Origin of the sequence: Dyella tabacisoli (assembly GCF_003350925.1) — a bacterium.
Lineage (GTDB): Bacteria > Pseudomonadota > Gammaproteobacteria > Xanthomonadales > Rhodanobacteraceae > Dyella_C > Dyella_C tabacisoli.
On record NZ_KZ857174.1, the window covers coordinates 445,410 to 468,048 of the forward strand.

The following is a 22,639-nucleotide window of genomic DNA, read 5'->3' on the forward strand; positions in this document are numbered from 1 at the left end:
AAACGAACACGGCAGTAGCTGCAGGATGGATTCTGCATAGTGAAGTCAGGGACTTGTCGCCTGGCGACCTGTAGAGGGCTTCGCCGAGTCTGCTACCGCATACTGAGCACAGTAGATGATCCATCAATAATCCAAGTCGGCACAGAGTTCGGGATGAATAAGTTTGAAGTCGACACCTGCTGCAAACGACCCTTTCCAGCCGTGTGCCAAGCCTGTCGGCTCGTCGAAGTTGAAGTATCGGAACTGTAACGACCAGCGCGACCTATTACTGCGATTGAATCCGGATGCGTGAAGCGTGAGGAAGTCGACTACGATCAGATCTCCCGGGGACGTAAGAGGGGCCAGTTTCTCGTAGCGGTCGAGCAAGCTTGCCTCGTCTTTGAGATGCAATGCGTAGGCGCCATGCCTATCGCTGCCGTGCTTGCCCTTGGTCAATACCGGTACTGCGCCATCGGCATGGGATCCGCGACAGAACTGGACCGGTCCGAGTTCAGCCGTTATTTGCACTAGCGGGCTCCAGAACACGAGGCCATCCAAGCTACGTAGCTGCGCGGGATAATCTTGATGCCACTCGGCCCGAAAGCGGTCTTCACTCGGGTTGTCAATACGGATGCCGTAACCTCCGGCCGCGACACCTGGGATGGAGTGCGGGCGAAGTAGCTGGAATAGCATCTCGTGCCTGGGGTCGGCGAGAAGACGTATGAATGCAGGAATTTGTTTGACCGCATCGTAGACCTCTCCCCCATAAGCGCGATCATGCGCGATTAGAGATTGATAGCCTTCGTCGAATTGCTTGGCAGAAAACGGAGCACGTGTGTCAACTACTCCATGGCGTTTCATAACCTGGCCAATGATCTGATGGATAGCACGCTGAATCGGAATGACATCCGATGCCAAATCGTAAAAATTGCGTACGATCAACACGCCATCCTGTCTGAACTCGGCTATTTGTGAGCTGGATAACAGGCCGTGCGGGGTCATGGCAGAATTCCTTTGACATGGGCGACCACCATATCTGCAACGCGCGCGATATCTGCGGCAGAGATGTCGTGATAGCTAGGCAAATTCAATGCGCGCATGTGCAGCGAGTAGCTAACGATATGCTCATGCTGTGGTTCGAACGATGGCAGCGATGACAGCGGCCAAAAAAATACCCGGCCATCGATATTGTCAGTCTTGAATGCAGCCAACAGCACTTCGCGATCAAATGGTATGCCGGTATCGACAACTATGGTCGGCATCCAGTACCCATTGGTTGTTCCGGCTGGCTCGGGATTCATGCTTAGGGGCAGCTGGTATAGCGCTTCCCGATACGCTCCAAAGATTCGTCGTTTGGCATCGACTAATTCGTCGATGCGCTCCAACTGTGCGCATCCGATGGCAGCTTGCAGGTTCGACATTTTGTACTTGAAGCCGATCCTCTCGGCCCAGAACTGGCGGGTTTCCCCACGCGCGCGGCCATGATTGGAAAGCGTTAGTACACGCTCGTAGAGTGCATCGTCATTGGTCACGAAGATGCCGCCTTCCCCGGTAGTGATCGTCTTCGTGCCGTGGAACGAAAAGGCGCCGAATGCACCGATGGAGCCAGCACGGTGCCCGTGCCAGACCGAGCCGATGGCCTCTGCTGCGTCCTCGATGACCGGAATGCCATGGCGTCGACCTATTTCCAGCAATGCGTCAAGATCACAGAGGTTGCCGTACAAATGCACGGCGAGGATCGCCTTGGTGCGTGGTGTAATTGCCGCCTCTACTGCGGCGGGGTCAAGACACCAGGTATCGGGAAGTACATCGACTAATACCGGTTTTGCCCCCAAGTGGACAATCGGCGCGGCAGACGCGATCCAGTTGATGTCACCGAGCACAACCTCATCACCTTCGCCAATGCCCAGTGCTGCCATACCCATGTGTAGCGCCCCGGTGGCACTGGAGGTGGCGATGGCATGCTTAACGCCGAGATGCTCACGAAACATGGCCTCAAAGCGCAAGATGTAATCGTAGCAATGCTCGCCCCAGCCATGGGCTGCCGCGTCGGTGGCGTAGCGAATCTCCAGCTCGGTGATAGAGGGCTTGGTGTAGTACACGCGTGATTTCGGATGGCTGTTGTTCATAGGATGGCCAAGTGCGGGACCGCGACTACGAACTGTCCGCTCCATTCGCGAATGTAGTGCAACTGGTTGACGATTTCTTCACGCAGATTCCAGGGCAGGATCAGCACGAAGTCGGGTCGATCTTCGCGTAGCCGCGATTCGTCGACGACGGGAATTCGCGATCCGGGGAGCCACTGCCCTTGCTTGTATGGTGATGCGTCGACTACATACGGAAGCAGGTCGGGTCTTACCCCGGCATAATTCAGCAGCGTGTTGCCTTTGGCGGCGGCGCCGTAACCTGCGACCTTACGGCCTGTGCGCCGCTGCTCCAGCAGAAAGGCCAGACAGGCGTTTTTAACGGCATCGGCCTGTATCTGGAAACCCTCGTAAAAAGCGTCGTCAAGCATGCCGGCTTGAGCTTCCACGGCAAGCAGTGCTGCGACGGCCGGGGTCTCGGTGTGGGTGCTGTGCTGGTGTGCCGCCCAGATGCGCAATGAGCCGCCGTGCGTCGGTAGCTGTTCGACATCCCATATACGAAGGCCATAAGCGGCAAATGCGGCCTGTACGGTGTGTAGGGAAAAGTACGAGAAATGCTCATGGTAAACCGTATCGAACTGTCGATGTGCCACCAGTTCCAGCAGATGCGGGAACTCAACGCTGATCGTGCCCTCGTTGGCCAGCGCGACTGCTAGTCCGGCAATGAAATCGTTGAGATCGGGTACATGTGCCAGCACATTATTAGCTACGATCAGATCAGCCGTTCGTCTTTGTTGCACGAATTCCACTGCAAATTTACGACTGAAGAACTGAATCAGGGTTTCGATGCCTTTTTGCTGTGCAACCTTGGCCGTGCCGCTGGTAGGCTCGATGCCGACGCAAGGGATGCCGCGAGCGGTGACATACTGCAGGAGATAGCCATCGTTAGAGGCGATTTCCATAACCAGGCTATCTTGCCCCAGACGAAGTTTGGTGACAGCTTCGCTGACATAACGTTCGGAATGCGCCAGCCAGGAGCGTGAGAACGAGGAGTAGTAGGCGTAGTCGGGCGCAAACAGCGCGTCATGCGACTGCACCTCGTCGACCTGGACCAAACGACAGGTTCCGCAGGTGAACAATTTCAACGGAAAATAAGTTTCCGGTGCGCAGAGTGCCTCTGCTGTCAGAAATGCATTCGAGGGCGGTGCGCTACCGAGGTCGAGGAAAACATTCCGCAGCTCACTGGCGCAGAAGCGACACTTCATAAATGGACCCCGACAAACGTCTCGTCTAGTAGTGGTGCGTGCCGATCTTTTTCGGACACCTGGGTTACCGGCAGCGGCCATGCGATAGCCAGCGAAGGGTCATCGTGCCGAAGTCCGCCTTCATGCTCACGGCTCCATGCAGTGGTATGCATATAAAGCAACTGCACATCATCTGTGAGAGCCTGAAACCCATGGGCAAAGCCCTCAGGTATCAAAAACTGCATGGGACTGTCTTCACTCAGCTCCACACCGTGCCATTGTAGAAAGGTTGGCGAGCCGGCACGCAAATCGACTGCGACATCAAAAATCTTTCCGCGCAGACAACGGATCAACTTGGCTTCTGCAGCGGGCGGATACTGAAAATGCATCCCACGTACGCTTCCCTGGCGATAGGTGCGGGAGATATTGATCTGAGTCCAGTGCAGGTCAGGCCGTAATGCAGCAAACTCCGTCTCACAGAAGGCGCGGGCAAATTGACCGCGCTCGTCCTGGATCAGCGTGGTTTCAACCAACATCAAGTCTGCCAATGGGGTTTGATGAAACTTCATGCCGCCCACTCCAGTCCAGCATTATGGGCAGCCGCAACGTAGTCTTGTAGATCCTCGCTACTTAGTAACCGGCTTGACGCGTAATAGGCGCGATACCAATCGATGGTGTGTCTAATCGTGTCTTCTGCACTCCATACAGGCCGCCAGGCGAGCTCTCGTGCAGCTTTCGCGCAATTCAGTTGCAGTACACCAGCCTCATGTGGATGTGGGCCGGGAAGGTATTCACTGCGTAGTCCCGGCCATTGCGCTTGTATTTGCGATACCAGGGCGTGAACCGGCAGGGTTGCATCGGAGGCAGGCCCAAAATTCCATGCGCCTTCGACGGGCTCGCCTGCAAGCAAGGCTTGACCTAGCCGGAGGTATCCAGACAGGGGTTCGAGCACATGCTGCCAAGGGCGAATGGCAGCAGGGTTGCGAAGTTGCAAAATGCTGCCGGTGCTTGCTGCGCGTACCAGATCTGGCACTAGGCGATCCTCGGACCAGTCGCCGCCGCCGATTACATTGCCGGCACGTGCCGTGGCTGTGCGTGGTCCGCCATCGAAGAAAAAGCTTTTGCGGTAGCAATCGGAAACGAGTTCTGCACAAGCTTTAGAGGTGCTATAGGGATCATGGCCACCCAGGGGGTGGTCTTCGGGATAGCCGTTTTTGATGACCTGCTCGGCGTAGACTTTATCGGTGGTTGCGTTGACTACCGCATGCACTGAAGGTGTCTCACGGATAGCTTCAAGCAGATGCACTAAGCCGAGTACATTGGTATCGAAGGTGAGCAACGATTCACGATAGCTGCGCCGTACCAATGGTTGAGCAGCCAGATGAAAAACGAGTTCTGGCTGAACCTCCTGGAGTGCTTGCCTCATCGCTTGACCGTCGCGTAAGTCCACTCGTAAATCGTGGACTTCGTCCAGGCCTAGCAAAGACCAATGCGCAGGTTCCGTATTGGGTGCAAGCGCCAAGCCGGTGACGTGTGCACCGAGCGAGGTCAGCCAAAGGCACAACCACGAACCTTTAAATCCGGTGTGGCCGGTAACCAGAACTTTTCGGCCGAAATAGGCGTTGCCAAAGAGCTGGTTCAAGGCCATACCTTCCACGGTGCCTGGCCGCTTTGCCATAGATCCTCAAGCTTGATGCGATCGCGCAGTGTATCCATAGGCTGCCAGAAATCTTGATGCAGGTACGCGGAAAGCTGGCCATCATGTGCCAGTGCCTCCAGTGGCTCGCGCTCCCAAATGGTGCTGTCGTTTTCTATGTAACGCATGACGTCGGGCTCGAGTACAAAGAAACCGCCGTTGATCCATGAGCCATCCCCCTGCGGCTTTTCTTGGAAACGGGTGATGCGATGGTCCCTGATGTCCAGTGCACCAAAGCGGCCCGGAGGTTGCACCGCACACACGGTGGCGAGAGTGCCGCGCGCTTTGTGAAAGTCGAGCTGGGCAGAGATATCTACGTTGGAGAGTCCGTCGCCATAGGTGAAGCAGAAGGGGCCGTTCTCTAGATAGCGCGCCACGCGCTTTAGCCGTCCGCCCGTCTGGGTCTGATCGCCGGTATCCACCAGGGTGACCCGCCAAGGTTCGGCGTGCTGGTGGTGTACCTCCATGCGGTTATGGGCCAGGTCGAAGGTGACGTCTGACATATGCAGGAAGTAGTTGGCAAAATACTCCTTCACCATATAGCCCTTGTAGCCCAGGCAGATGATGAAGTCGTTGATGCCATGATGCGAATAGATCTTCAGGATATGCCACAACACCGGCTTGCCGCCGATATCGATCATGGGCTTGGGCCGTACGGTGGTTTCTTCGCTGATTCGGGTGCCAAGCCCTCCTGCGAGAATGACTGCTTTCATAGGCGCCTCATATAGGGGAGACGGGGATACTCCGTATCCATGCAAGTATATGGTTGTGTGGTAGAGGCTAGGGCTATTGCGAGACTATTTGTTCCTTCAAACCTTCAAGGCATAGTAGCCCTTTGCCAAAATTTTCCTGCCGTTGGAGGTGGTACTGGCTAACCTTTGCATCGACTATAAATGCTTTATGCGTAGCCTGAATAAGCGGCTAAGGAATGCATTCAATGTTGATCAGGTTAGTGTAGTGCGATCGGCTGCACTCCACTCGCCCATGGGGCTGACTCCAAATCACTGCAATTGGGGCAGCGCGCTTAGCTCACGAATGGCATCGTCAAGGCGGCCACCGAGATTCATTCTCTTGAGTTTTTGCAATGCGGTGAGAGCATCTGCTTTATGTCCACTCTCCGCCAGCATCTGTATCAATGTAATGTGATAGGTGGGTTCACTGGGCTCGGTGGCCACGGCACCTGCCAGCATGCGTTCACCTAATGCCTTATCTTTCAGTACATCCCACGCGTACTGACCATACATGGCTTGTAGACGTGAACTGGGATTGGGGTGTGCAAGAGCTGCTTGAAACGCGGCCAACATCCGTTCTTTTGGCAGGTCGCAATGGTCGCTGATAACGCATTTCGTCAATACCGCCATTGAACTGTCATCTTGTACGCCAGACGGGCGCGCTTTGAGTTTGGCGATCAGGCTGTCCCACCAAGCATCTTTTGCTGGCAAGTGCATGCGGGCATTCATGAAGATCAGTGCTTGTTGCGGCAAGATCGATGATCGAGGCAGGCTTGCAGCTTTCTCCAGGGCTTCATAGGCCAACGGAGTAAATGAAGAGTTAGGGTCGTACTGCGAGTACACGAGATAGCTCCGGCCGAGATCATACTGGGCACGCGGAGATTCAGGCGCGCGCGCCGCCAAGTCACGTGCTAACCGCAATGGGACGCCCCAGATAAAAGCGGCAAGGGCTGTTTGCATGGCCCATGCGAAGAGTAAGGCTGCAAGCAACGCGTAGCGAGGCAGTGCATAAGGCAGGGGGGCTGCTGCAAAAGCGGGATCCTTGACGGCATGAGCCGATCCAAGCAATAGCGATATCAGTGCTAACACAAGTCCGAAGCTGGCGAAATAATTGCGATGTTCGTAAATTAGGTCCAGTGGCAAAATCGTTGCGGTGAGTAGCTGGCTACCTAAAAACATTGCGAGTCCCAATGCAGCCAGCGGAGCACGACGGCGCAACCACACCGTAAGGACAGCCAGTGCAATGAGCCCCAACAAGCTTGCCAATGTGGCCCATGGAGTCAGCAGGCCGGTCGAGATCACAAAGTCATCGTGATAAAACGACAAGGCATGTGTTGTCGGTAGCAAGGTCCAGACGATGTAATCGAGAACAATACGGGTCTCGCTCAGTAGCCGTGTCCCTAGAGTGAATTCGCGAGTGACCCAGCTGTCTGGGTGAAGGACTCTAGGTACTATCCAGGCTAAGCCAACAAGCATCGGCAATAAAAGCACGACCAGGAAAAGTATCCAGATGCGCCAATCGCGACGTGAGGTTGTAACCGTTGCGGCTACCTCTTGCGGTCGTGCACTTCGGTATAATGCCCACTCGATTAGAAACGCATACAAAGGCAACATTACCGCTGTTTCTTTGGCCAACAGACCTAGTGCCGTGGGTACGGTGATGCTGATTACGCATAGAACAAATCCACGAGTGCTGGAAATTGCAGCACCTGTACCTGCGGCAAGCATGCGGCGTCTGCCTGCAACGTAGCCAACCAAGCCAAGTAGTACGAATAAATTCGCCATGCTTTCCATTCGTTGCACGACGTAAAGCACGGCAGTGAGATTAATCGGCAGCAACATCCATGCGGTCGCTATCAATATGGCAATCACGGTAACCCTGCGCGCCAACGACTCTGAGGTGGATGTTTCGTTTGCTGCGTCACCTATGATAGGTAGTGACAACAGCAAGCCTCGCGCGAGGAAAAATACCAAGAGTCCATTGAGCAGATGGATAAGCAGATTGGTGAGCTTCATCCAGTACGGATCGAGGCCTGCCGCACGGTAATTCAGCGCAAAACTCAGCGAAGCTAAGGGGCGTTTGAAATCGCTGGAAGGGGATGAAAGGGCGGCCGTTATCAGCGTGGGAAGACGTGTGTCCACGGGTTGGACACCCTTGTTATCGACGATGTTGGGGTAGTCGTCGAACAACCAGCCGCCGGACAGGCCAGGCCAGTAGAGTGCGAAGGTCAGCAACAGTGCTGCAACCAGCCAGAATGTGGTGGCATATTTCGTGTGTAGCAGTTTCATCACCACCAGCCTATCCGAGTCAATGTTGACGCAGGTGAATAGATGCCCGCGTATGGCGGATCAGGCCGCGTCATACCCGCATTCTAGCGGCTGCGGTAAGTCACGGGATTATTCAAGTGCGAGAATCGTGCTTGAGCCGGGATGACAAGATTGCTTTCGCGTAGCTATGCGTACGCGAAAGTTGACGTCAGTTTGTACCGGCGCAGCTGCTGGGCAAGTATTTTTGCGGCAGCGTTGAGCTGCAAAACCAGAAAATATTGCCGCTGGGGACATTGCCTGCTACGAGGGCGGTACCGCTAGCGCCGAGCGGGGTGAGAGTGATGGTGCCGCTGCCGGCGCGAGCAGTGGTAGTGACGGTAATTGCGCCTGTGGTGCTATTTATGGCGGTAGATGTGACGTTCACCGAATTATCCGCTGAGGTGGTCAATGTGGCGCCGGTAGCAAGATCGGGACTTCCTTGAGATGCGTTCGCGACGATGCTGGCCTTGAGCCCGCTACCGAGTACCAATGCCTCAGATACCCGAGCTTTGACCACATAGTCTTGATACGCAGGTAGCGCGATGGCGGCCAAGATAGCAATGATCGCGACCACGATCATCAGCTCGATCAGCGTAAAACCTCGCGTGGTTAGGCGTGTCATATCATCCCCCTGTGGATGGTGGTGACGTCTAAATATTGATGTTTGTTTCTTAAGAAAAATTCGTGCCAGTGGGTGAGGTCTGATTGTCTAACAGCAATGCATACAAGCCTTAAAGAAAACCCCCGACCTTGCGGGCGGGGGTTGTTTGATTACCACTTTGAGGCCAGGCACGCTTCATCAATTCAGCCATGGCGTCAGGCGATAGATCATTGACCCTTGCAGCTAGCAGGCAGGTACTTTTGCTTGATGTCGGCCGAGGCGCAAGTCCAGACAATAATGTTCTGCGGCGGAGTGCCAGCTACCAGTGCCGCATTGTTTGCAGTTGGAGTAAAGACAACTGTGCCGTTGCCGGCCCTAGCTTGCGTGAGTACAGAAATCGCGCCGGTGGTGTCGCTAATCGACGTGGTCTGTACATTAGGTGATTTATCAGCAGCGGTAGTCAGCGTGGCACCCTTGCTGAATGCACCCGCACCAGTGGCGCCGGTGGCAGCGTTCTCAGCCACAACAGCCTTCAGGCCGTCAGCCAGCACCATCGCTTCAGATACGCGCGACTTGACCACGTAATCCTGATACGCCGGCAATGCGATTGCAGCCAAGATCGCAATGATCGCAACGACGATCATCAATTCGATCAGGGTAAAGCCTTTCTGGATGCTCTTCTTCATGGTGGTTCCTCTGTGTTTTGGTTAGCTAACCGTTTGTGCCCCCTGAGCCCCGGTCCCGTCCCCCTAGGTAGGATCGGTCCCCATACAGCAAGCCTGGAACGACCAGGAAGCTCCCGGCTTAAGCAGCATGTTGTGTGCCACCTATGCCGCTTTCAGGTACCCACTGTGCTGTGGGTTTTCAGATTGTGCATAGGGTCACGTAGTGCGACAAGCCGGTGAGGGCTGCGAGTTGTCCATAGTGTGGATCGGTTCGCGGAGTGCCGCTGTGGCGTGCCGTTGGGGGTCAGTGAGTGACGTTAGACGTCACCGTAAAGGGCCGCGGAATGGCGCAAAGTCGACCAGGTCTCACTTCACTCCATGCATCCAGCGCTTAATTAGCGGTGTAAGCAACATGGCGGCGAGGGCTGAGGCTAGGCCCAGCCAGATCATGTGTTGAAACAGCTCGCCGTATTTGGCGCTGGCGAGGGTCATATCGATTTTGCCGTCGGCAGGGATATCCAGGGCGGCGAGCTTGCCGAGGATGGCGGCGAGCTGTTCGGAGAACGAGGTGCCTAGCCACCAGGCGCCCATCATCAAGCCGCAGGCTTGGGGTACGGAGAGTTGGGTGACGGCGGCGAGGCCGATGGGGGACAGGGTGACTTCGCCGATTTCGATCAGCAAGTAAGCGAGTACCAGCCACCACACACTGGCCAGCGCATCGGGGCCGACCATGTGGTTGCCGATCAGAAGTGGCACGAAGGCGAGGCCGGCGAAGGCGAGGCCGATCGCGCTCTTCATTGGCTTGGACGGATTCATTCCGTAGCGATCGAGGAAGGGCCATAGCCATGCCATCAACGGCGATAGCAGCACGATAAACATGGCGCCGAGATAAGTGAGAGAGCTTGCCGATTGCGGCAGCACGATGCAGTCGCGCACGATCAAGGCGATGCCGGCCACGGTGAGTGTACCTAGCAAGAGCCGCGCGACGCGTTGGCTGCGCAAACGCAGCGCGAGTGCGACGATGATCGGGCAAAGAAGCAAGGGCAGGATCGACCATGGCACCGGATGACCCTCGCGAATCACCAGCGACGGAAACAGATCTTTGGTCAGCATGCGGTCGTTGAACAGCAGCCATGAGCCGTAGGTCTGCTCGTACAGCGTGAAAAACAGCAGGCAGATGCCGACGAAGAATACGCACGCCAGCATTTGCTGACGCTGCGTCGGTGTGCAGCGTGTGGTGACATACCAACCCAGCCAGCTCAGCCATGCAGCCATGGTCAACACCTGTAACCACAGCACGGCGTGACCCAATTGCATCAAGGCCCAAAAGATCGGTAAGGCCATAGCAGCGCCGAGATAGATCGCCCACTCCACGTTCAGTGGCCCGAACAAGCGGCGTCGCAGTGCAAGCGGATTCGGCGGCTCGGCGTGGCCTTGCAGGTATTTTTGGCCGGTGATGAACACCGCCAGGCCGGCCAGCATACCGATGCCCGCAGCACCAAAGCCGTAGCCCCAACCATAGGTATCGCCGAGATAGCCGCAGATCAGGCTGGAGAAGAGCGCGCCGATATTGATGCCGGCGTAGAACAGCGTGAAGCCGGAATCGAGGCGCGGGTCGCCCTCGGGATACAGCTTGCCGACCACGGTGGAGATATTGGGTTTGAGAAAACCCACGCCGCTGATAATCAACGACAGCGAGAGATAGAAAATGCTTAGTGCGAACAGGTCGCGATGCACGATGCCGTCGGCGCCGACGGTCGCGGCATGTCCTTCTACGGCCATGCCTAGATGGCCAAGGCATAGCAGGATGCCGCCCAGCACCGCGGCTTTGCGCATGCCTAGGTAGCGATCGGCCAGCAAGCCGCCCAGTACGGGTGTGGCATAGACCAGGCCGCCGTAAGCGCCGAGTACAGACAGGCTTTCTGCATCGCTGAAGCCATGGTGCTTGATGAGGTAAAGCGCCAGCAGTGCCTTCATGCCGTAAAACGAAAAGCGCTCCCACATCTCGGTAAAGAAGCACACGTACAGGCCTTTTGGATGGCCGAATAATTCGTCGTGATGGGCGACGGTTGGGGGATGCGTGGCGAGCGTGGCGGTGTCTGTCATCGTGGTTTAGCTGGGCACAAAAGTGTCGAGTATAGGGGGCTATGGCAAGGTTGCACCCCCTCCCAGCCTCCCCAGGGGGAGGCGCACAAAGCTCGCCTCAGTTGGCTCCCTCCCGTGCGAGCAGGGGAGGGTTGGGGTAAGCACTTGCGACAGGCTTTACAAGCGCTCAGCTAGCTTCTGGGCCCCGCGCTTGCGTCCGCCGGCGGCTGCACTTACCGTCACAACCTTCGCCGCAGCAAGGAAGTCCTGTCCATGAAACCTCTGTTTTTCGCGCTGGCGCTTGCGTTGGCGACCACTACTGCCGTATCGGCCGAGGTCGAAAATCACACGCCGCACCCGTTCAATATTCGCGATCTGGTGATGATGGATCGCGTGGGTGACCCGCAACTATCGCCGGATGGTCGCCAGGCGCTGTACACCGTGCGGGCTACCGATTACGCCGCTAACAAGGGTGTGACCTCGATTTATTTGTTGGATATCGACAAAGGCACGCAACCCGTCAAGTTGGTCGACAAGGGAGGCTCGCCACGTTGGGCGCCGGATGGCAGCGCGATTTATTACGTGGCGGCGAAGGATGGCGTGGCGCAACTGTGGCGGCGCGAGCTAGGTAAGTCATCGTCATCGGTGCAGGTCACGCATGCGCCACTCGATGTCGACGCCTACGAGCTTTCGCCGGACGGTACGAAAGCGTTGCTGAGCTTTGCGGTGTTCACCGATTGCGCTGATCTGGCGTGTACCAAAGAGCGCCTGGACGGACACGAGGCAAACAAGGCTACCGGCACGGTGTACGACAAACTGTTTGTGCGGCACTGGGACACTTGGGCCGATGGCAGGCGTGCACAGCTTTTTATCACGGACTTGAATGGCGATGAGGGTGCTCATCCGTTGCTGCTTAGTCGTGGCATCGATGGTGATGTGCCGAGCAAGCCTTTCGGTGGCGATGATGAATTCAGCTTTTCGCCGGATGGTAAAACGGTTTATTTCGGCGCGCGCATTGCCGGTAAAAGCGAGCCGTGGTCGACCAATTTCGATGTCTATAGCGTGCCGGCCGATGGCTCCGCGGCGCCACAGAATCTGACGGCTGAGAATCTGGCATGGGATGCATTTCCGGTGTCCTCCCCGGATGGCAAGACGCTTTACTACCTGGCGATGAAGGAGCCGGGCTCGGAGGCGGACCGTTTTGCGATCAAGGCGTTGGATCTTGCCAGCGGGCAGAAGCGCGAGGTGGCGGCAAACTGGGATCGCTCGCCCAGTGGCCTGAAAATCTCCGATGACGGCAAAACGCTTTACGCAACGGCTGACGATAACGGCCAGCATGCGTTGTTCGCCATCGATGCCGCCAGCGGCAAGGTCAGTATGGTGGTTGGCAACGGTTCGATCAGTGCCTTCACATTGGGCAAGTCACGGCTGTTGTTGGAGCGAGACGATCTGAAACGTCCGGCCGATCTTTATGTCGCCGATCTGCGTGGCAAGGGACTCAAACAGGTCACGCATTACAACGCCTCGCGTCTTAAAAATGCGCAAACCGGCGATGCCGAGCTCTTTACCTTCAAGGGGTGGAACAATGAGACGGTGCAGGGCTATGTGGTCAAGCCGGTCGGTTACAAGTCCGGCAAGAAATACCCGGTGGCCTTCATCATTCATGGTGGCCCGCAGGGTGCGATGAATAACGGCTGGAGCTATCGCTGGAATCCGCAGACGTATGCCGGCCAGGGTTTCGCTGTGGTCACTATCAACTTCCACGGCTCGACCGGCTATGGCCAGGCGTTCACCGATTCGATTTCCGGTGACTGGGGCGGCAAGCCGCTGGACGATCTCAAGCTGGGCTGGAAGGCCGCGCTAGGCAAGTACAGCTACCTTGATGGAGATCGTGCCTGCGCGCTGGGCGCCAGCTACGGCGGTTACATGGTGTATTGGATTGCCGGCGTGTGGAACGAGCCGTGGAAGTGCCTGGTCGATCATGACGGTGTGTTCGATGCGCGTGCGATGTACTACAGCACCGAAGAACTCTGGTTTGAAGAGAAAGAGAACGGCGGCACCGAGTACGACTCTCCGCAGAATTACGAGAAATTCAATCCAGTAAATCACGTCAAAGATTGGCGCGTGCCGATGCTGGTGGTGCATGGCGGTAAAGACTTCCGTATTCCCGATACGCAGGGGTTGGGTGCGTTCACCGCCTTGCAGCGGCGCGGTATTCCGAGCCAGTTCCTGCATTTCCCCGATGAGAATCACTGGGTGCTTAAGCCGCAGAACAGCGTGCAGTGGCATGAGACGGTGAATGCGTGGTTGAAGCAGTGGACGGCTAAGGACGCAGGGAAGAAGTCTGCGAAGTAATGAGTTAGGGCTTGGGGCAAGATCCTTGATCCCACCCCAGCCCTCCCCTGCAAGCAGGGGAGGGGGTTAAAACCACTTGGCCCGTTTCAGCCCGAGAAAAATGCCGCCGACCAGGCAGGCCACGATGCCAATGATGACGGGGTAGGCCCAGGGTTGGGCCAGTTCGGGCATGTGGACAAAGTTCATGCCGTACCAACTGGTGACCAGGGTGGGGGCGGCGAGCATGGCGGCCCAGCCGGCCAGCTTTTTCATTACTTCGTTCTGGCCGAAAGTCACCAGCGACAGGTTGACGCTGATCGCGGCGGCAAGCATTTCGCGCATGGCACTGATGGATTCGTTGACGCGGAACACATGGTCGTAAACGTCGCGGAAGTAGGCGCGTAGTTCGTCCTGGATCAAATGCGGATGCATGCGCACGAGTTGGCTGATGATGTCTTGCAATGGCGCTACCGCGAGGCGCAGGGTCATCAGGTCGCGCTGCATGTCGTACAGCCTGCGTACGGTGCTGCGCTTGAAGGTGTCGGCGAAGATGTCTTGTTCGAGCTCCTGCAGCTCTTCGCGGAAATCGCGCACGATGGGCAGGAGATTGTCGACGACGAAATCGAGTACGCCGTAAAGACCGTAGCTGGGGCCGAGTGCGAGCAGTTCGGGTGAGTTTTCGCAGTAACGCCGCGCGGGTGCGTACGATAGCGAAGCACCGTGCCGCACGGTGACCAGATAGCGCGGGCCGAGAAAAATATGGGTTTCGCCGAACGCGAGGTGACCGCTGACTAACTGTGCCGTCTGCACCACGATAAACAACGAATCGCCGTAGGCTTCGATCTTGGTGCGTTGGTGCGCGGACTGGGCATCTTCGATGGCGAGGTCATGCAGGTCGAACTCTTCCTGCAATTTCAGCAGTAGTGATTCGTCGGGCTCATGCAGACCTACCCAGACGAAGGTATCCGGTTCACGTAGGACATCGCTGATCGCATCCAGGCTGATGTCGCCGATGCGATGACCGTTGAGCCCGTAGGCCACGCAGTTGACCACCATGGAGGTGTCTGGTTTGGTTTCGGCCGGTTGTAGAGATTTGGCGTGCAGCATGTGTGCATGATGCCGCCGGGTGGAAAGTAGGGCAATGATTAACGCGGTTTTTGCCGCAGGGTCCATGCCAGAGCTAGCCAGCAAGGCAGGGCGAACAACAACCAGGGTTGATTTTGTTGCACTGTGCCAGGGAGCGCGTGCAGCAACACGGCAATGATTGCCGCTACCAGTTGCAGCATTATCAATCGTTGCGCGAAGTACGACGGCGCCACGCCACGGCGTGCACGCCACAGCGTCGGCAATAGGCCAAGAGCAAGCGGGTTGAACAGCAGCAGGTTGGCGTTGGCCCAGGCGGAGTGGTGTGCGGTGAGCGTCCACAGGATCAGCAGCACGGTACCGATCAGGCCTGCCAGCAACAGATACAGCGTGGCGAGCAAGGTATAGCCGATGGGCCAATAACGCCATGCCGCGATAAAGATCGCAGCGAGCAGCAGGCCGGCGAGTGCCAGCGATATGCGGAAATCAGGCGCGCTTTCCGGCGGTGTATTCAAGCGATTTGCCGAGAGGATTTGCTCGTCTTGTACTAGCGGCTGCAGTCCGCCCTGGCCGTCGGCGACGCGAACATGACGCGCCTCGGTTTGCAGCACCATGGGCAGAAAGCTCTCCTGCCATGCATTCAGCGGTTGATCGGCGTAGGGGCCCAGCCCCAGGTCGAGAATCAACATGAGCCATGGCTGTGCACTCATTAATCGCGCGGTTTGTTGGCGGTAAGTCATGCCGCCGGTGCGTGCTTCCAATTGTTGTTTCAGCACGCCGCCGAGTGCTTGATTCAAAGCGTCACGTACACGGGTGCTGCAATTGCTGACGTAGTAGTCGTAGTCGTAGCGGACATTTTCCGGGCGTAGATTCCATAGCAAGTAGTCGCGTAATGCGGCGGCTTGCTCCGGTGCCATAGTGAGCCGCTGGCGAGTTACTGAGCGGCCTGACTCCATATAGCCGCGCTCGTCGATGGAGGTTGGGGCGGCATCCATCAGATAGTGCATATGGCCGCGAGCGAAGTTGAGCAAAAAGCCGCTTTCGTCGAAATCGAACACGCCGTAGTTGAAATTGACGGCTTCGCCGCTGGCGGTGTCGCGCAGTTCGATCGCGTCGTGGCCGAAGCGTTCCCAGTAGGTTTCGCCGGGACCGTAGCTGACCAACGCGACTTCGAGATTTGCACCGGGGGCGTTGGCTATGTCGGCATGGGCGGGCGACGCACACATCAACAAGAAGACGAGCAGGAGAGCACCGAGATAACTGGTTAGGCCGGTCATATTCAATCAACGTATCTCGGTCGGAAGGAACACCCTCCCTTGTTTGAAGGGAGGGTGTTCGTTTGCAACATGATGCCGCCTGGGCGGGGCTTATCGACTGCGCCGGGTGACGCGAAATTGCTGCACGCGACGATCGTCGGCTTCGGTGACATGGAACAGATAGTTGCCGATGGCGATCTCCTCGCCCACTTCGGGCAGGTGACCGAACTCGGAGGTGGCCATGCCGCCCACGGTGTCGAATTCTTCATCGGAGAAATCGGCACCGGTCTGTTCGTTGAAGTCGTCGATCGGTGTCAGTGCGCTGAGCAGCCAGCCGCCATCGGCCTGCTCGTGCATCAGCTCGGGCTCTTCCTCGTCGTCGTGCTCGTCGTCGATCTCGCCGACGATTTCCTCCAGCACGTCTTCAATGGTGATGAGGCCGGCGACGCCGCCGTATTCGTCAACCACCAGTGCCATGTGATTGCGGGTGTGGCGGAATTCCGCCAGCAGCACGTTCAAGCGCATGGATTCGGGAATCAGCACGGCCGGGCGCAGGATCGAGTGAATATCGAAGACGTGGCCGTCACCGATGTACTTCAGCAGATCTTTGGCCAGCAGGATGCCGACGATCTCGTCTTTGTCTTCGCCATGGATGGGGAATCGCGAATGGCCGGATTCGATCACGGTGGCGAGAATGTCGGCCAGTGGCGCCTCGGTCGAGAACATCACGATTTGCGCGCGCGGAACCATGACATCGTCCACGCTCAGTTCGGTGACCTTGATGGCGCCCTCGACCATGGTCAAGGTGTCATTGGACAACAGGCCTTTGGCCTGCGCGGCGCGCAGCTCCTCAAGAAGCTCTTGGCGGTTGCGCGGTTCACCGGAAAACATATGGCCCAGTCGATCCCACCATGAGCGGTGGGCCGGGCCGCTGGTACTGCCAGGGTCCTCGTTCATTACTCTTTTGAATGCTGCCCAGTATGGGCGGAATGGGGAGTCTAGCGGAAAATTCGTGACGATTCTGATTACCCCGCCTGCTTGCGCAGGAGGGCGTTGACTGCGGCGAGCCTCAGTTTTTTGCTCCTCCCCCTGTGCCCAGGGGCGGTTGCGAGGGGGTAGAGGGCTTGCCGCACGGATTCAGCCCTCCCTTGCTGGCAGGGGAGGGAGTCAGGTTCAGGCGTAGGGGTCGGCAATGCCCAAGCCGGCCAAAATCCGTGTTTCCAGGGCTTCCATGGCTTCGGCCTCAGCCTCTTCGAGATGGTCGTAGCCCAAGAGATGCAATACCCCATGCACGGTCAGATGTGCCCAGTGATCGCGTGCCGCTTTGCCTTGCTCGGCGGCTTCGCGGGTCACGACGGGGGCGCAAATGGCCAGGTCGCCGAGCAAGGGCAGGTTCACGCCAGGGGGCAGTTCGGCGGGAAAGGACAGCACGTTGGTGGCGTAGTCTTTGCCGCGGTAGTCGCGATTGAGTGCGCGCCCCTCAATGGTATCGACGATGCGGATCGCAAGTTCCGCAGGCTTGCGCCGCTTCGCGCCGCGAAGCGCCGCTTCCACCCAGTGACGAAAGCTGAGGGGGGCAGGCAGGCCGGCGCGTGAAACCGCGTAGCCGATATGAACGATAGGGGGCGGTACTGACGTTGCAGCGGGAGGTTGGCGTGGCATTCGATCAGTTCGCCCGGCCGGATTTATCACTGTTTCCGTTGCCCGAGTCCCGGCCCTCGGCCGCATCCTCGAATGCCTCATAAGCGCGCACGATCTTCGCGACCAGCGGGTGGCGCACCACGTCGCGTGAGGTGAAGAAGGTGAAGCTGATGCCATCGACGCCGCGCAATACTTCCACAGCGTGACGCAGGCCGGAGCGCACATGGCGGGGCAGGTCGATCTGACTGACGTCGCCGGTGATGACGGCGACCGAGCCGAAACCGATACGGGTCAGAAACATCTTCATCTGTTCGACGGTGGTGTTTTGCGCCTCGTCGAGGATGACGTAAGAGTCGTTGAGGGTGCGCCCGCGCATATAGGCCAGCGGCGCGATTTCAATCACGTTGCGCTCGATCAGCTTGGCGACTTTTTCAAAGCCGAGCATTTCGTATAACGCGTCGTATAGAGGGCGCAGGTATGGGTCGACCTTCTGCGACAGGTCGCCGGGCAGGAAGCCGAGCTTTTCACCGGCTTCGACGGCTGGGCGCACCAAGAGCAGGCGCTGCACACGGTTTGCTTCCAGCGCCTCGACAGCACTGGCCACCGCAAGATAGGTCTTGCCGGTGCCGGCGGGGCCGACGCCGAAGCTGATGTCATGGGTGGTGATGGCGTGCAGATAGCGCGCCTGATTAGGGCCACGGCCCTTAATCACGCCGCGCTTGACCTTGATGGTTACCTCTTGTGCGTCCTCCGCGGCTTCGGCGGTGATGGCGTCGATGCCCGATTCGGCCAGGTACAAGTTGATCTTGGCGCCGGTCAGTGCCTCTTTCTCGGTGACGGTATAGAGCGCGCGCAGTACTTTCTCGGTCGCACGGGCGGCCAGTTCCTCGCCGATCACCTGGAATACGTGACCGCGATGGTCGATTTCTACGCCCAGGCGCAATTCGATCTGGCGCAGGTGCTCATCGAAGGGTCCGCACAGGCTAGCGAGGCGGGCGTTATCTTGGGGGTCGAGCGCAAAGTTGCGCTGATTGAGGTCGGTCATAGGCGCGCGAGAGTAGCGCGTGGCGCGCGTAAGGGCCACTACGTGGAGATGATGACCATAGGCTTTTCGGCTATTTCAGAATGGGCGGCACTTGCAAATAATTAATTGATTAATTAATTTTGTCGCATGGCAACGACATCCAAGCGCCCGACAACAGCCAAGGCTCCGGCAAAGGCATCGCGTAACCGAAGTGCGGGTCGCCCCAGCGCCGACGATCGCGATTTGCGCGGGCATCTGCTGGATATGGCGATCGCCCGGTTTGCCCGCGAGGGCATCGGCGCAACATCGTTGCGTGCTATTGCCACGGATGCGGGCGTCACGCCGGCCATGCTGCATTACTACTTTGGCGACAAGGCGCAGCTAAAGCAGGCGTTGGTTGAGGAGCGTTTGCTTCCGGCGCTGGTGCCGATGCGCGAGCATCTCGCGCAAGCCGGTGACGACCCGGCGGTGCTGGTGACCCACTTTGTTCGCGGTATCAGCGGGATCGTTGCGCAAAATCCGTGGTTGCCGTCGCTATGGGTGCGTGAGGTCTTGTGCGATGGCGGCGAATTACGCGAGCTGATCTTTGGCCAGGTCATCCCCGGTCTGCCGCAGATGCTTGCGCAACGTTTCGCGGCAGCGCAGAAGGCCGGTCGTCTTAACCCAGGGCTCGATCCGCGATTACTGGTGGTTTCGCTGGTTGGATTGACCCTGTTTCCAGCGGCTGGCGCGCCGATCTGGCGACGTGTTTTTGACGCCGACGACCTCGGCTCGGACGCTTTGCTGAGGCATACCTTGGCCTTGCTTGGCGGCGGCGTAAGCGCGAATTGAGTGAGACGAATCATTTCGAGAGGATGAGCATGACCGACTTGGCACCCTTTGCCCTTCGTGTTTCGTTTTTGACTTTGGTCTGCGTGGCATGCCTTGCCGCCTGTACGAAAGAGCCGCCACGTGCGTTAGGCACGCTGGAATACGACCGCATCACGTTGCCCGCACCCGCCGCCGAACGGGTGGTTGCGGTGACGGTGCGTGAGGGCGAGCAAATCGAAGCCGGGCGTCCATTGCTGAAGTTGGACCCGACACATACCGAGTCCGAGCTGGCCGCAGCACAGGCGCTGGCACAACAGCAACGCGAAGCGCTTATTGAACTGAGGATAGGGCCGCGCAGCGAAGACATTGCCAAGGCGCGCGCTGATCTAGCCGCCAGCCAGGCTCAGGCGCGCGATGCGCGAGCGTATTACGAGCGCCTGCTGCCACTTGCCAAGGGCAATAACGTGGCCGCCTCGGATCTCGATCACGCACATGCCGCCGCCGGCAATGCCGATGGCCAGGTGGCTGCAGCACGTGCGGTACTCGATGCGCTGCTGCACGGCACGCGTCCTGAGCAGATCGCACAGGGCGAGGCCGCACTGGCTGCGGCGGTGGCGCAGGCCGAGGCGCAGAAGGTTTTACTAAGTAAATTGAATGTCGTCGCTCCGCGTGCGGGGCGAGTCGACAGTATTCCGTACAAGCTTGGGGATCAGGCCCCTGTCGGATCGCCGTTGGCGGTCTTGCTGGCCGGCGATGCACCGTATGCGCGCATTTATGTGCAGGAGCCTATGCGTGCAAACGTGCACGTCGGCGATGTAATGCGCGTGCATGTGGACGGCCGCGACGCGTCGTATCTCGGCAAGGTGCGGATGATTCGCAGCGAGCCTGAATTCACGCCGTACTACGCGTTGATCGGTGAAGACGCTGCGCGCCTGAGTTACATCGCCGAGGTTGCGCTCGGCCCTGATGCGGCCAACCTCCCTGCGGGCTTGCCGGTGCATGCGGACTACGTCGGGCCGGGCAAGTGAGTGCGGGCGATGATGGCATTGCGATTCGCGTGCATGGTTTGACCAAGCGCTTCGGCTCCCTTGTTGCCGTCGATCATGTCGATCTAACGGTACCGGGCCAGCATGTTTACGGTTTTCTCGGCCCGAATGGTTCGGGTAAATCCACCACCATCCGCATGCTTTGTGGCCTGCTGACACCCAGCGAAGGCGAGATCGATGTACTTGGGCTGCGCATCCCCGCACAAGCCGAAGCATTGCGTAGTCGCATCGGCTACATGACACAAAAGTTCTCGTTGTTCGATGACCTCACCGTGCGCGAGAACCTGGAGTTTATGGCCGCGATACAAGGGGTGCCGAAAACGCGCACGGCCCGTCGTGTCGATGAGCTTATCGAGCAGTACCACTTCAGCGATCGTCAAAAACAGCTCGCTGGCACCATGAGTGGCGGCCAGAAGCAGCGTCTTGCACTTGCCTGTGCGGTGATCCATGGGCCGGAGCTGTTGTTTCTCGACGAACCGACCAGTGCGGTCGATCCCGAGTCGCGCCGCGACTTCTGGGAGAAACTCTTCGAGTTGGCGGACGCCGGCACCACGCTGCTGGTTTCCACTCACCTTATGGATGAAGCGGAACGCTGCCATCGCCTGGCGATTCTCGATCAAGGCGTTTTGGTGGCCGATGGCACGCCGAGCGAGCTTACCGCCAAGCTATACGGACACACTTTCATCGTGGAGGCCGATGATCCGCGGCGTGCGCAGCGTGCGCTGGTGGATGCGCCCGAGGTGCTTGGTGTCGCGCAGGTAGGCAATACCTTGCGCGTGCTGACCCATGCCGGCGGCGTCGATACGGGCGGAGCAGGGCAATATCTGCGGGATCTACTTGGACGCGCCGGGCAGGTGGTCAAAGTGCATGCGGCACAACCTAATCTGGAGGATGTGTTTGTCGCGGTGACTCGTAAGAGTCGACAAGAGGAGCGCATGGCATGAGCTGGCGTCGTCTCTGGGCCATCGTCATCAAAGAGCTGCGCCAGATGCGCCGCGATCGCATCACGTTGGCGATGATCGTGGGCATTCCGGTGATGCAGTTGGTGTTATTCGGCTACGCGATCAACACCAATTTGCGTGGGCTCGAAGCGGGTATTTCAGATCAATCCAATACGGCTGGTTCGCGCGCGCTGGTGATGGATATGTTGGCGACCGGGGTGATTGCGCCGGTTGCCCGGGCGGATACACCGGAAGAGCTGATGACGATGCTGCGGCGCGGCCGGATCAGCGTGGGCATAGTGGTGCCGCCGGATTTCGAGCGCCGCCGATTGGATGGCCGCGCGGTGGCGCAGATCCTGGTTGATGGTAGCGACAACACTGTGCAGGGCGCCGCCGTGCAGCTTGCGCAGGTGCCGGTCGATAACTGGGTGCCGGATGCGCGCGCGCCGATGCGGAGTACGCCGAACGAGGGGCGGATCAGTATCGTCGGTTTCTACAACCCGCAGCGACGCTCGGCAGTCAATATCGTACCGGGGCTGGTCGGGGTGATTCTGACCATGACGATGGTGTTGTTCACCGGCATCGCCATCGTGCGCGAACGCGAGCGCGGCAATATGGAGCTGCTGATCGCCACGCCATTGATCAGTGCGGAGCTGATGATCGGCAAGGTGCTGCCATACATCGCGATAGGCTTGGTGCAGACCAGCGTGATTCTCGCATTGGGTCGCTGGCTGTTTGTGGTGCCTATCAACGGCAGTCTGTTAGACGTATATGTGGCGGCGGTTCTGTTGATAATGGCCAACCTCACGTTGGGCCTGTTGATTTCCACGCGTGCGCAATCACAGTTTCAGGCGATGCAGATGGCGTTCTTCATCTTTCTGCCGTCCATATTGCTATCGGGCTTTATGTTCCCGTTTGCGGGGATGCCGAAGGTGGCGCAGTGGTTGGCCGAGATCTTGCCACTGACGCATTTTCTGCGGCTGATTCGCGGGGTGATGCTGCGCGGCGCCAGTCTGTGGGAGCTGTGGGTCGATGTGCTGGCGCTGCTGGCCTTTATCGTGGTGATGATGACTGCTGCGATCCTGCGTTTTCGCAAACGGCTGGATTGAACT

The 22,639-nt window shown here is 58.1% G+C and carries 20 protein-coding genes; 5 read left to right on the forward strand and 15 right to left on the reverse strand.

Features of this window, described 5'->3' with window-relative positions:
- Positions 1-123: 123 nt before the first annotated feature.
- The 10 genes from DVJ77_RS06000 to DVJ77_RS06045 all read right to left on the reverse strand — a co-directional run bounded on the left by DVJ77_RS06000 (position 124) and on the right by DVJ77_RS06045 (position 11,413).
- Positions 124-981 (reverse strand): phytanoyl-CoA dioxygenase family protein, encoded by an 858-nt coding sequence (locus tag DVJ77_RS06000; protein ID WP_114844556.1) that lies wholly within the window; start codon positions 979-981, stop codon positions 124-126.
- On the reverse strand, positions 978-2,108 hold the full coding sequence (locus DVJ77_RS06005; RefSeq protein WP_114844557.1) for a DegT/DnrJ/EryC1/StrS family aminotransferase: 1,131 nt from the start codon (positions 2,106-2,108) through the stop codon (positions 978-980). Before DVJ77_RS06005 ends, DVJ77_RS06000 begins: the two co-directional genes overlap by 4 nt.
- Positions 2,105-3,328, reverse strand: coding sequence for a class I SAM-dependent methyltransferase (locus DVJ77_RS06010; protein ID WP_114844558.1), 1,224 nt, complete (start codon positions 3,326-3,328; stop codon positions 2,105-2,107). Before DVJ77_RS06010 ends, DVJ77_RS06005 begins: the two co-directional genes overlap by 4 nt.
- Positions 3,325-3,876, reverse strand: coding sequence for a dTDP-4-dehydrorhamnose 3,5-epimerase (gene rfbC / locus DVJ77_RS06015; RefSeq protein WP_114844559.1), 552 nt, complete (start codon positions 3,874-3,876; stop codon positions 3,325-3,327). Before rfbC ends, DVJ77_RS06010 begins: the two co-directional genes overlap by 4 nt.
- Complete coding sequence (gene rfbG, locus DVJ77_RS06020; RefSeq protein WP_191983665.1) at positions 3,873-4,955, reverse strand: CDP-glucose 4,6-dehydratase; 1,083 nt, start codon at positions 4,953-4,955, stop codon at positions 3,873-3,875. Before rfbG ends, rfbC begins: the two co-directional genes overlap by 4 nt.
- On the reverse strand, positions 4,946-5,716 hold the full coding sequence (rfbF, locus tag DVJ77_RS06025; RefSeq protein WP_114844560.1) for a glucose-1-phosphate cytidylyltransferase: 771 nt from the start codon (positions 5,714-5,716) through the stop codon (positions 4,946-4,948). Before rfbF ends, rfbG begins: the two co-directional genes overlap by 10 nt.
- Positions 5,717-6,004: 288 nt before the next feature.
- A complete protein-coding gene (locus tag DVJ77_RS06030) occupies positions 6,005-8,023 on the reverse strand; it encodes a tetratricopeptide repeat protein (RefSeq protein ID WP_114844561.1) in 2,019 nt (672 codons plus the stop codon).
- A 187-nt stretch (positions 8,024-8,210) separates the two neighbouring features.
- Entirely contained in the window at positions 8,211-8,663 is a 453-nt protein-coding gene (locus DVJ77_RS06035) for a pilin (RefSeq protein WP_114844562.1), read from the reverse strand.
- Positions 8,664-8,869: 206 nt separating this feature from the next.
- Positions 8,870-9,328, reverse strand: a complete 459-nt coding sequence (locus DVJ77_RS06040; protein ID WP_114844563.1) for a pilin — start codon at positions 9,326-9,328, stop codon at positions 8,870-8,872.
- Positions 9,329-9,673: 345 nt separating this feature from the next.
- Positions 9,674-11,413, reverse strand: coding sequence for a peptide MFS transporter (locus DVJ77_RS06045; RefSeq protein ID WP_114844564.1), 1,740 nt, complete (start codon positions 11,411-11,413; stop codon positions 9,674-9,676).
- Between the two features lie 252 nt (positions 11,414-11,665).
- Between DVJ77_RS06045 and DVJ77_RS06050 the strand changes: the two genes are divergently transcribed.
- Positions 11,666-13,747 (forward strand): dipeptidyl-peptidase 5, encoded by a 2,082-nt coding sequence (locus tag DVJ77_RS06050; protein ID WP_114844565.1) that lies wholly within the window; start codon positions 11,666-11,668, stop codon positions 13,745-13,747.
- 66 nt (positions 13,748-13,813) lie between these two features.
- On the opposite strand, the gene DVJ77_RS06055 is transcribed toward DVJ77_RS06050, so the two are convergent.
- The 5 genes from DVJ77_RS06055 to DVJ77_RS06075 all read right to left on the reverse strand — a co-directional run bounded on the left by DVJ77_RS06055 (position 13,814) and on the right by DVJ77_RS06075 (position 18,751).
- The gene (locus DVJ77_RS06055; protein WP_225427842.1) at positions 13,814-14,833 is read right to left on the reverse strand and encodes a magnesium and cobalt transport protein CorA; all 1,020 of its coding nucleotides are present in this window, start codon (positions 14,831-14,833) and stop codon (positions 13,814-13,816) included.
- Positions 14,834-14,871: 38 nt separating this feature from the next.
- Complete coding sequence (locus DVJ77_RS06060) at positions 14,872-16,086, reverse strand: lipoprotein N-acyltransferase Lnb domain-containing protein (RefSeq protein ID WP_114844566.1); 1,215 nt, start codon at positions 16,084-16,086, stop codon at positions 14,872-14,874.
- Positions 16,087-16,176: 90 nt separating this feature from the next.
- Positions 16,177-17,022, reverse strand: a complete 846-nt coding sequence (locus tag DVJ77_RS06065) for a CorC family transporter (RefSeq protein ID WP_114844567.1) — start codon at positions 17,020-17,022, stop codon at positions 16,177-16,179.
- Positions 17,023-17,238: 216 nt separating this feature from the next.
- On the reverse strand, positions 17,239-17,727 hold the full coding sequence (gene ybeY / locus DVJ77_RS06070) for an rRNA maturation RNase YbeY (protein ID WP_114844568.1): 489 nt from the start codon (positions 17,725-17,727) through the stop codon (positions 17,239-17,241).
- A gap of 4 nt (positions 17,728-17,731) precedes the next feature.
- A complete protein-coding gene (locus DVJ77_RS06075) occupies positions 17,732-18,751 on the reverse strand; it encodes a PhoH family protein (RefSeq protein ID WP_114844569.1) in 1,020 nt (339 codons plus the stop codon).
- A 126-nt stretch (positions 18,752-18,877) separates the two neighbouring features.
- Here DVJ77_RS06075 and DVJ77_RS06080 point away from each other — a divergent pair, with 126 nt between their 5' ends.
- Genes DVJ77_RS06080 through DVJ77_RS06095 form a run of 4 tightly spaced genes read left to right on the forward strand, consistent with a single transcriptional unit; the run spans position 18,878 to position 22,636 of the window.
- Positions 18,878-19,561: a TetR/AcrR family transcriptional regulator gene (locus tag DVJ77_RS06080; RefSeq protein ID WP_114844570.1), complete on the forward strand. Its 684-nt coding sequence runs from the start codon at positions 18,878-18,880 to the stop codon at positions 19,559-19,561.
- A 29-nt stretch (positions 19,562-19,590) separates the two neighbouring features.
- Positions 19,591-20,568 (forward strand): HlyD family secretion protein, encoded by a 978-nt coding sequence (locus DVJ77_RS06085; protein WP_114844751.1) that lies wholly within the window; start codon positions 19,591-19,593, stop codon positions 20,566-20,568.
- Positions 20,569-20,591: 23 nt separating this feature from the next.
- Entirely contained in the window at positions 20,592-21,530 is a 939-nt protein-coding gene (locus DVJ77_RS06090; protein WP_114844752.1) for an ABC transporter ATP-binding protein, read from the forward strand.
- Positions 21,527-22,636: an ABC transporter permease gene (locus tag DVJ77_RS06095; RefSeq protein WP_114844571.1), complete on the forward strand. Its 1,110-nt coding sequence runs from the start codon at positions 21,527-21,529 to the stop codon at positions 22,634-22,636. Before DVJ77_RS06090 ends, DVJ77_RS06095 begins: the two co-directional genes overlap by 4 nt.
- Positions 22,637-22,639: the final 3 nt, after the last annotated feature.

Excerpts from the sequence above, each read along its gene's own strand:
- DVJ77_RS06050 (WP_114844565.1), top strand. The coding sequence starts at position 11,666 with ATGAAACCTCTGTTTTTCGCGCTGGCGCTTGCGTTGGCGACCACTACT.
- DVJ77_RS06035 (WP_114844562.1), bottom strand. The coding sequence starts at position 8,663 with ATGACACGCCTAACCACGCGAGGTTTTACGCTGATCGAGCTGATGATC.
- DVJ77_RS06030 (WP_114844561.1), bottom strand. The coding sequence starts at position 8,023 with ATGAAACTGCTACACACGAAATATGCCACCACATTCTGGCTGGTTGCA.
- DVJ77_RS06075 (WP_114844569.1), bottom strand. The coding sequence starts at position 18,751 with ATGACCGACCTCAATCAGCGCAACTTTGCGCTCGACCCCCAAGATAAC.
- DVJ77_RS06060 (WP_114844566.1), bottom strand. The coding sequence starts at position 16,086 with ATGACCGGCCTAACCAGTTATCTCGGTGCTCTCCTGCTCGTCTTCTTG.
- DVJ77_RS06040 (WP_114844563.1), bottom strand. The coding sequence starts at position 9,328 with ATGAAGAAGAGCATCCAGAAAGGCTTTACCCTGATCGAATTGATGATC.
- DVJ77_RS06010 (WP_114844558.1), bottom strand. The coding sequence starts at position 3,328 with ATGAAGTGTCGCTTCTGCGCCAGTGAGCTGCGGAATGTTTTCCTCGAC.
- DVJ77_RS06080 (WP_114844570.1), top strand. The coding sequence starts at position 18,878 with ATGGCAACGACATCCAAGCGCCCGACAACAGCCAAGGCTCCGGCAAAG.
- ybeY (WP_114844568.1), bottom strand. The coding sequence starts at position 17,727 with ATGCCACGCCAACCTCCCGCTGCAACGTCAGTACCGCCCCCTATCGTT.
- DVJ77_RS06065 (WP_114844567.1), bottom strand. The coding sequence starts at position 17,022 with ATGAACGAGGACCCTGGCAGTACCAGCGGCCCGGCCCACCGCTCATGG.
- DVJ77_RS06085 (WP_114844751.1), top strand. The coding sequence starts at position 19,591 with ATGACCGACTTGGCACCCTTTGCCCTTCGTGTTTCGTTTTTGACTTTG.
- DVJ77_RS06095 (WP_114844571.1), top strand. The coding sequence starts at position 21,527 with ATGAGCTGGCGTCGTCTCTGGGCCATCGTCATCAAAGAGCTGCGCCAG.
- rfbF (WP_114844560.1), bottom strand. The coding sequence starts at position 5,716 with ATGAAAGCAGTCATTCTCGCAGGAGGGCTTGGCACCCGAATCAGCGAA.
- DVJ77_RS06000 (WP_114844556.1), bottom strand. The coding sequence starts at position 981 with ATGACCCCGCACGGCCTGTTATCCAGCTCACAAATAGCCGAGTTCAGA.
- DVJ77_RS06055 (WP_225427842.1), bottom strand. The coding sequence starts at position 14,833 with ATGCTGCACGCCAAATCTCTACAACCGGCCGAAACCAAACCAGACACC.
- DVJ77_RS06045 (WP_114844564.1), bottom strand. The coding sequence starts at position 11,413 with ATGACAGACACCGCCACGCTCGCCACGCATCCCCCAACCGTCGCCCAT.
- DVJ77_RS06005 (WP_114844557.1), bottom strand. The coding sequence starts at position 2,108 with ATGAACAACAGCCATCCGAAATCACGCGTGTACTACACCAAGCCCTCT.
- rfbC (WP_114844559.1), bottom strand. The coding sequence starts at position 3,876 with ATGAAGTTTCATCAAACCCCATTGGCAGACTTGATGTTGGTTGAAACC.
- rfbG (WP_191983665.1), bottom strand. The coding sequence starts at position 4,955 with ATGGCCTTGAACCAGCTCTTTGGCAACGCCTATTTCGGCCGAAAAGTT.